The organism is Promicromonospora kroppenstedtii DSM 19349 (genome assembly GCF_000515355.1).
Lineage (GTDB): Bacteria > Actinomycetota > Actinomycetes > Actinomycetales > Cellulomonadaceae > Promicromonospora > Promicromonospora kroppenstedtii.
Genome location: NZ_KI911668.1, coordinates 2,101 through 7,007, shown reverse-complemented (window position 1 = coordinate 7,007; position 4,907 = coordinate 2,101). Strand labels below are relative to the sequence as shown.

6 protein-coding genes are annotated in these 4,907 nt (G+C 71.4%); all 6 read left to right on the top strand.

Annotated features, from left to right (window positions below; translation table 11 throughout):
• The coding region (locus PROKR_RS13240; RefSeq protein ID WP_157602054.1) for an HPr family phosphocarrier protein at positions 1–297 on the top strand (297 nt) is incomplete at its 5' end.
• 59 nt (positions 298–356) lie between these two features.
• A complete protein-coding gene (locus PROKR_RS13235) occupies positions 357–1,073 on the top strand; it encodes a TetR/AcrR family transcriptional regulator (RefSeq protein ID WP_051432959.1) in 717 nt (238 codons plus the stop codon).
• A gap of 53 nt (positions 1,074–1,126) precedes the next feature.
• Positions 1,127–2,803: an MDR family MFS transporter gene (locus tag PROKR_RS13230; protein ID WP_036963978.1), complete on the top strand. Its 1,677-nt coding sequence runs from the start codon at positions 1,127–1,129 to the stop codon at positions 2,801–2,803.
• On the top strand, positions 2,800–3,240 hold the full coding sequence (locus tag PROKR_RS13225; protein WP_036963975.1) for a DUF4233 domain-containing protein: 441 nt from the start codon (positions 2,800–2,802) through the stop codon (positions 3,238–3,240). Before PROKR_RS13230 ends, PROKR_RS13225 begins: the two co-directional genes overlap by 4 nt.
• An 87-nt stretch (positions 3,241–3,327) precedes the next feature.
• Positions 3,328–3,801: a nucleoside-diphosphate kinase gene (gene ndk / locus PROKR_RS13220; RefSeq protein WP_051432958.1), complete on the top strand. Its 474-nt coding sequence runs from the start codon at positions 3,328–3,330 to the stop codon at positions 3,799–3,801.
• Between the two features lie 119 nt (positions 3,802–3,920).
• The coding region (locus PROKR_RS13215; RefSeq protein ID WP_036963973.1) for a chromosome segregation SMC family protein at positions 3,921–4,907 on the top strand (987 nt) is incomplete at its 3' end.

The window sequence follows — 4,907 nt, the reverse complement described above, 5'->3', positions numbered from 1 at the left end:
CAGCCACCCGAGGCGGGCGAGCCGATGTCGCCCCCGCCGGCCGAGGGCTCGCGCACCGTGACCGTCCGTAACCCGCTGGGCCTGCACGCCCGCCCGGCGGCGCTGGTCTCGCGCAAGGTGGCCGAGCTGGGGGCGAGCGTGACCATCGACGGCGTGGACGCGTCCAGCGTGCTCCAGCTCATGGCCCTGGGCGCCACGAAGGGCCGGGAGCTGCGGGTGGAGGCCACCGGCGACGGCGCCGCGGAGGCCGTGCGCACCGTCGCGGAGATGATCGAGTCCGGGTTCGGCGAGGTGTGATCGCGGTCTCATCTTTTTGCAGTTGATGAATTTTTGCGCGGGGTGCAAGAATTGGGGCCATGGCCCCCACCTCCTCGCGCGAGAACGTCGCGCCCGCTGAGCCTGCCGAGTCCGCCGGCCCCGTGCCTGGCCCGGACCTGCGCGAGCTCGTCGCCGCGCTGGAGGGCACGCCAGCGGAGCAGGGCCTGCGCGAGCGCAAGAAGCGCGCGCGGCGCGCGGCGCTGATCGACGCGGCGCAGAACCTCGTCGCCGAGCACGGCCTCGACGCCGTGACCGTCGAGATGATCAGCGCGGAGGCGAACGTCTCGCCCCGCACCTTCTTCAACTACTTCGAGTCCAAGGACGACGCCGTGCTCGGTGCGGAGGACACCGGCCTGCCGGAGGACGTCATCCGCACGTTCGTCGAGGGCGGCCCGACCGGCCGGCTGCTGTCCGACCTCCAGGTGGTGGTCGCCGCCCTGCTGGCGCCGGCCGGTGAGGCCCACGACCGCGTGATGCGGGCCATGGACCTGATGCAGCAGGAGCCCGCGCTGCTGCGGCGCCACGTGGTCTGGATGGACCGCCACAAGAGCCAGCTCGCCGAGCTCTTCGAGGCCCGCCGCGCGGTCGCGCCGTTCTCCACGGACGCCGAGCTGCTCACGATGCTCGTCCTGCTCATGCTGCGCACCGCGCTCGTCGCCTGGGAGCACGCCGGCTACACCGGCAACCCGGCCGACCACCTGCCCGACGCCGTCGCGCAGCTCATCGACGTCGTCTCGGCCGACCTCGGTTCCTGACCCTCCTCCTCGTCCCGCACCCCGCTCGACCTGTCCCCAGAAAGGCACCCTCAATGAGCCACGCCGTCACCACGGCGCCGGACAAGCCGCTGGTAGTCCTCAACCAGCGCACGATCTGGCTGATCTTCGGGGCCCTGATGGCCTCCATGTTCCTGTCCTCCCTGGACCAGACCATCGTCGGCACCGCGATGCCCACCATTGTGGGCGAGCTCAACGGCGTCGAGCACCAGGGCTGGGTCATCACGGCCTACATCCTGGCGATCGCCATCGCGATGCCGCTGTACGGCAAGTTCGGTGACCTCTACGGCCGGCGCTGGCCGTTCCTCGTGGCGGTCGGCCTGTTCGTCGTCGCCTCGCTCGGCGGCGGCATGGCGCAGTCCTTCGAGGCCCTCGTGGCCTGGCGCGCCGTGCAGGGCCTGGGCGGCGGTGGCCTGATGATCCTGTCGCAGGCGATCATCGCCGACATCATCCCGGCGTCCGACCGCGGCAAGTACATGGGCCCGATGGGCGCCCTGTTCGGCATCTCCGCCGTCGCCGGCCCGCTGCTCGGCGGCTGGCTCACCGACGGCCCCGGCTGGCGCTGGACCTTCTGGATCAACGTGCCGATCGGCATCGCCGCCTGGTTCATCGCCTATTTCGCGCTCAAGCTGCCGTCGCACCGCTCGAACCGCCCCACCGACCTGGGCGGCATCCTGACCATGGCGCTCGGCACCACCGGCATCGTGCTGCTGACGAGCTGGGAGTCGCTCGGCCACGACGGCTACGACTGGTCCGACCCGACGCTCCTCGCCGTGCTGCTCGGTACGGCGGTGCTGGTCGGCCTGTTCATCTTCATCGAGAACCGCGTGGCGGAGCCGCTCATCCCGCTGCGGCTGTTCAAGAACCGCACCTTCACCATCACCACGCTCATCGGCCTGGTGCTCGGCATGGGCATGTTCTCCGCGATGGCGATGCTCCCGACGTTCCTGCAGATGTCCGCCGGCGCGGGCGTCACGGAGTCCGGCCTGCTGATGCTCCCGATGATGGCCGGCGTGATGCTGACCTCGATCGCCTCCGGGTTCGCGATCTCCAAGACCGGCCGGTACAAGATGTTCCCGGTGGTCGGCCTCGCGGTCACGATCCTCGGCATGATCTGGCTGACCCGCCTCGAGGGTGGCATGTCGCTGTGGCTGTTCGGCGCCATGATCTTCGTGCTCGGCGCCGGCATGGGCCTGATCATGCAGACCATCGTGCTCGCGGTGCAGAACTCGGTGGACCCGCACGAGCTGGGCACCGCGACGTCGTCGAACAACTTCTTCCGGGAGATCGGTGCCGCGGTGGGTACCGCCGCGTTCACCACGGTGTTCACGTCGCGCCTGACGGACAACCTGCAGGGCGTGTTCGAGGGCCTGCCCGAGGGCGCAGCACCCGGGGGCGGCGGCTCCGGCCTGACGCCGCAGCTCGTCGAGCAGCTCCCTGAGCCGCTGCGCAGCGGTGTCGTCGACGCGTTCGCCGACGCGCTCGCCCCGGCGTTCTGGTATCTGGTGCCGCTGGTCGCGATCGGCCTCGTGCTGGCCCTCTTCCTCAAGGAGGTCAAGCTGTCCGACCAGGCCGGCATGGTCGCCCGCGGCGAGGCCGTCATGGAGGGTGCGGCCGCCGACGCCGAGCCCGCCGACGCCGTGGCCGCCGTGGGTGCCGCCGAGCCCCGCGACGCCTCCGGTCCGCAGGAGACGGATATCCTGAGGCGGTGAGCAAGGACCAACCCGTCCCGGGCGACCGCATCAAGGCCAAGAAGTCCGCGCTGGTGCAGTTCACGTCCACCACGCTGCTGCTCGAGGTGTTCCTCGTGCTGTTCGCGACCATGGTGGTGTGGGCGCTGCGCGACTCCGAGTTCGGGCGCGGCCCGCTGCGCATCGACTCCGGCGCCGTCATCTGGGTGCTGGGCGGCGTGCTGGTGCTGGTGCTCCTGGTCCTGTCGCGGGCCCAGGGCACGCCGGCCGGCCGGGCGGCGGGGACCGTCGCCCAGTTGCCCGTGCTCGCCATGGGCTTCCTGGTGCCGATGATGTTCCTGGTCGGTGGCATCTTCGTCGTGCTGTGGATCTACGCGCTGCGCCTCGGCAGCCGCGTGGACCGCGAACGGGCGGAGTACGACGCCGCCCACCCGGAGACGGCGCCGAACGTCCCCTGATCCACCGTGCCGGACGCTCAGGTCACCCTGGTGACCTGAGCGTCCGACACGTTCGGGGCGGGGGCTCGACCCCGATAGGGTTGGGGCATGACCGACGTCGCAGAGAAGACCCTGCCCACGGAGGCCTCGACGCAGCCCGTGGCCGAGCGCACCCTCGTCCTCGTCAAGCCCGACGGCGTCCGCCGCGGCCTGTCCGGCGAGGTACTGCGCCGCATCGAGACCAAGGGCTACACCCTGCGTGCCGTGGAGCTCAAGCACGCCACGACCGAGCTGCTGGCCGCCCACTACGCCGAGCACGAGGGCAAGCCGTTCTACGCCCCCCTGGTCGAGTTCATGATGTCGGGCCCGGTCCTGGCCGTCGTAGCCGAGGGGCAGGGCGTCATCCCGGGCTTCCGCTCGCTGGCCGGCGCCACCAACCCGACCGACGCCGCCCCCGGCACCATCCGTGGTGACCTGGGCCGCGACTGGGGCACCAAGGTGCAGCAGAACCTGGTGCACGGTTCAGACTCCGCCGAGTCGGCGGCCCGCGAGATCGCCCTCTGGTTCCCCGAGCTGGGCTGACCCGCCCCGCCCCGTACGTTCCGCCGAAGCGGCACCCCACCGAAGGACCCGGGTGCCGCTTCGGCGTATCCCTGCCGTATCTCCGACGTTCAGCCCCTCTTCACCGTTAGGCTCACCGAGTGCATCTCAAGACGCTCACGCTCCGGGGATTCAAGTCCTTCGCGTCGGCGACCACCCTCGAGCTCGAGCCCGGCATCACCTGTGTGGTGGGCCCGAACGGCTCCGGCAAGTCCAACGTGGTCGACGCGCTCTCCTGGGTCATGGGCGAGCAGGGCGCCAAGTCGCTGCGCGGCGGCAAGATGGACGACGTCATCTTCGCCGGCACGTCCGGCCGCGCGCCCCTGGGCCGTGCGGAGGTGGCGCTGACGATCGACAACACCGACGGCGCGCTGCCGATCGACTACACCGAGGTCACGATCTCCCGCACGCTGTTCCGCAGCGGCGGTTCCGAGTACGCGATCAACGGCAGCAGCTGCCGCCTGCTGGACATCCAGGAGCTCCTGAGCGACTCCGGCATCGGCCGCGAGATGCACGTCGTGGTGGGGCAGGGCCAGCTCGACGCCGTGCTGCGCGCGACGCCGGAGGAGCGTCGCGGCTTCATCGAGGAGGCCGCCGGCGTCCTCAAGCACCGCAAGCGCAAGGAGAAGGCGCTCCGCAAGCTCGACGCGATGCAGGGCAACCTCGCCCGCCTCGGCGACCTGACCGCGGAGCTGCGCCGCCAGCTCGGCCCGCTGGGCCGGCAGGCCGAGGCGGCCCGCAAGGCGCAGACCGTGCAGCGCGACCTGCGTGACGCGAAGTCCCGCCTGCTCGCCGACGACCTGGCCCAGCTCACCGCGCAGCTCGAGCAGGAGAGCGCGGACGAGCGCTCGCTCAAGCAGCGGCAGGCCGAGACCGAGGAGGCGCTGACCGAGGCGCGCGGCCTGCTGGCCCGCCTCGAGGCGGCCACGTCGGCGGAGTCTCAGCAGGTCAGCCAGGCCGGCGACACCGTCTTCGCGCTGTCCCAGACCCGGGAACGGCTGCGCAGCCTGCAGTCCCTGGCGGGGGAGCGCGCCCGACTGCTCGGCACCGCCGAGCCCGCCCACCAGGGCCAGGACCCCGACGACCTG